The organism is Patulibacter sp. NPDC049589 (assembly GCF_040675535.1).
In the GTDB taxonomy this organism is placed as follows: Bacteria; Actinomycetota; Thermoleophilia; order Solirubrobacterales; family Solirubrobacteraceae; genus Patulibacter.
This window is the reverse complement of sequence record NZ_JBFAPC010000297.1, coordinates 1-3,295: the sequence shown is the minus strand read 5'-3', so window position 1 is coordinate 3,295 and position 3,295 is coordinate 1. Positions and strand designations below refer to the sequence as shown.

Annotated in this window: 2 protein-coding genes and 1 pseudogene; all 3 read right to left on the bottom strand. The window is 79.1% G+C overall.

From position 1 onward, the window contains the following. On the bottom strand, positions 1-1,398 hold a 1,398-nt coding region (locus AB0L40_RS27355; protein WP_364361897.1), incomplete at its 3' end, for an MlaD family protein. Continuing rightward, positions 1,395-2,630 (bottom strand): MlaD family protein, encoded by a 1,236-nt coding sequence (locus AB0L40_RS27350; protein WP_364361895.1) that lies wholly within the window; start codon positions 2,628-2,630, stop codon positions 1,395-1,397. The genes AB0L40_RS27350 and AB0L40_RS27355, both read right to left, overlap by 4 nt. Continuing rightward, positions 2,627-3,295, bottom strand: a pseudogene (locus AB0L40_RS27345) (hypothetical protein); the annotation flags it as partial. The gene AB0L40_RS27350 and the pseudogene AB0L40_RS27345, both read right to left, overlap by 4 nt.

Sequence of the window (3,295 nt, the reverse complement as noted above, 5' to 3'; positions counted from 1 at the left end):
GGCGTGGCGCGCGCGCTCGGTCGCGGCGGCCGGGGCGCGGAGCCCGAGGTTCACGTCGTCGTGGGGCGCCGGGCCGACGTGACGGCCGGGCCGGAAGAGCTGGTTGGCCGACGCGCAGCCGCCGGCGTCCGCCCGCGGGTAGGGGTCGAGGTGCAGGTCCGGGGCCTGGCGCTCGGCGGGCAGCAGCGTCGACGGGTCGATCAGCGCCTGACCCGTCAGCCACGCGCCGGCGCGGTCGCCGCCGGAGAGCCCGGCGGTCAGGTTGCGCGCCAGCAGCCCGGCGGTGTTGCAGTGGATCTCCGCGTCGCCGAGCGCAGTCATCGTGCGCTCCAGCGGCGCCGAGGTGTCGCGCAGGTCGCCGAGGACGCGCTCCGCGTCGGGGCGCAGGTCGGCGGCGCCGGCGACGAGCCGCGCGGCCTTGCGGACGACGCCGGGCACGCCGGTGCCGGGCGCGAGCGTGCGGCCGGCCTCGTCGACGACGTCCTCCGCGGCGCGGACCGTCCCGGGCAGGCGGTCGACGCCGGGCTCCAGCGCGACGACGAGCGCGCGCAGGTCGGCGAGCACCGGGGTCGCACGGCGCAGCGCGCGCGTGGCGGTCGCGGCGGCGCGCGGGGTCCGGTCGAGCGTCGCCTCGACCGCGGGGCCCGACGTGCGCAGCGCCCCGACGGTCCGGGCGGCCCCGGTCAGGAGCGGCGGCAGCGGCGCGCGCAGCCCGTCGAAGATCCCCGCGGCGTCGTCGAGGTGGGCCAGCGCCGGGCCGAGCCGGGTGGCGGGCGACGCCAGCCTGCGCGCGACGCGGCGCGCGGGCGGCAGCAGGTCCGCGACGCGGGGGACGATCTCCGCGATCGCGTCGCCGCGGCCCGCGAGGGCCGTGCCGGACTCCCCGAGGATCGTGCGCACCCGCGAGGCGAGGGTCGAGTCGACGTCGGCCAGGACGTCGGAGAGGTCGACCGTGACGCGCGAGCGGTCGACCCCGAGCGGGGCGTCGTCGGAGATCGTCCGCGCGGAGCGGCCGCGGACGATCTTCAGCGCCTTGGCACCGAAGAGGTTGATCGGCACGACCGACGAGGTGCTGTCCGCCGGGATCCCCGGCTGGCCCTCGTCGAGCCGGACGAGGACGCGCGCGACGATCCGGCCGTCGCCGAGCGTCTGGGCGTGGACCGCGCGGACGCGGCCGATCCGGGCGCCGCCGACGCGTGCCTCGTCGCCCTTGGTCAGCTGCGCGGCGTCGGGCACGAGCACCGCGACCTCGGGGCCCTTGCGGAACGGGATCCCGTCGCTGGCGGTCCACGAGATCGCGAACAGCAGCGCCCCGGCGGCGATCAGCGCGACGCCGACCCACAGGGCGCGGCGCTCCAGGCGGTCCAGCGGACCGAGGCTCCGGCGCGGCGTGGTCATCGCCCGCCCTCCGCGGCCTGCTCGTCCCGCAGGTAGCCGGAGCAGCCCTCGATCGGGACCGGCGAGACGACCGTGCAGCGGTTCAGGAGGATCAGGCCGGAGAGCAGGTGGCCGTTGCCGTCGTAGCGCGAGATCGCCGACGCGCCGGTGTAGAGGAAGCCCCACAGGCCCTCGAAGAAGCCGGCGTCGCGCAGGGCGCCGAGGGCCCGATCGCTCTGGCGGACGGCCGGGTCGGCGGCGGCCAGGGCCTCCGACGTCGCCGGCAGCAGCGGCGCGAGCCGGCGGATCGCGGTGCGGGTGCGGCCCAGCGCGGGGGTGATCGCGTCGAGCGTCGTGCCGGCGCGGCGCAGCACCGGCCCGGCGGCGACGGCGAGGCGCGTCAGGCCCGGGGTCGACCGCTCGGCGGCGGCCAGGACCGGCGTGGCCCGCGCGCCGAGCGCGTCGATCTCGCGCAGCGCCGGGCGGGCGGCGGACAGCAACGGCGGCAGGGCCCGCAGCCCGGCGCGGAGGTCGTCGTCGTGGCGGCCGACGCGCGCGGCCAGGGCGGAGCCGTCGCGCACCAGCGCCCCGAGGTCCTGCCGGCGACCGGCGACCGCGTGCGCGACCCGGCCGGTCCGCTCGACGGCGCTGCGCAGGCGGTCGCGCTGCCCGTCGACGACGGCCAGCAGGCGCCGCGTCTCGGTCAGCGTCGGGTGCGCGCGCTGCACGATGTGGCGCAGGTCGTCGCCGCTCGCGGCCAGGCCGAGCCCGAGCTGCGTGACGAGGACGCGGGCGCGCTCGCCGGTCGGCAGCGACCAGAGGTTGAGGAGGTCCGCGAGGTTGACGGGGTGGGTCGTGCTGCCGACCGGCACCGTGGGTCGTCCCCCGGCGCCGGGGCGCAGCGCGCCGGCCGACCGCGTGCCGGGCGTGCAGCTGACGAAGCTCTCGCCGATCAGGCCCTCGGGGCGGATCCCGCACGTGGCGTCGCGGTGCAGCGGGCCCACGCCGTGGTCGAGCCGGACGGTCACCCGGGCCCGGTTCTCGGGGGTCAGCGTCACCGCGCGCACGCTGCCGACCTTCGCCCCGGCGATCTTCACGGCGGACCCGGGGGACACGCCGCGCGCGCTGTCGAAGAGGACGTCGACCTCGGTGCCGCCCGACCCGCCGTCGCCGCCGCGCGGGAAGGCGAGCAGCCCCGCGACGAGCAGGACGGCGACGAGGACGACGGCGCCGGCGCCGAGGCGGCCCCTCACGGCCGAGCCTTCCCCGACGGCGACGCCGTCGTCCCGAGCGTCTGCGACAGGTCGCAGCTGAGCCCCGCGGGCTTCCACGGGTTGCTGCCGTCGGCCGCGGGCGGTGCGCCGGCGCCGGGACAGCGGTCGGTCAGGCCCAGCCGGTAGCCGGTCTGGCCGAGCAGGCTCGACAGCAGCCCGGTGTCGGGGCTCCCCGGCTGCGTCTCCAGCAGCCCGCCGCCGAGGTTGACGCTGACGCGCGCGTAGACCCCGTTGGCGTCGTAGTAGCCGTTGGCCGCGCCCGCGAAGCCGCCCGTGAAGCCCGAGATGACGTCCGGCGCGTAGGGCCGGATCTCGTCCATCAGCGGCTCGACGGCCGTGAACGTCGTGCGGGCGTCGTCGAGGCCGGTCGCCAGCCGCGGCAGGAGGGCGCCGGAACGCTGCAGCAGCGGCGCGGCGTCGCGGACCAGGGCGGTGGCGCCGGTCGTCGCGCGGCGCAGCGCCGGGCCGCCGTCGGCCAGACCCGTCGCCAGCCGGACCGCCGGGTCGACGAGCGGGTCGGCGCGGCGGACGGTCCCGCGCAGGCGGTCGATCGTCGGGCCCACGTCGCGCAGCGTGCGGGTCGCCGACGCCAGCAGGTCCGGCGCGCCGTCGAGCGCCCGGCCCAGGCCGCGCCGCTGCGACGC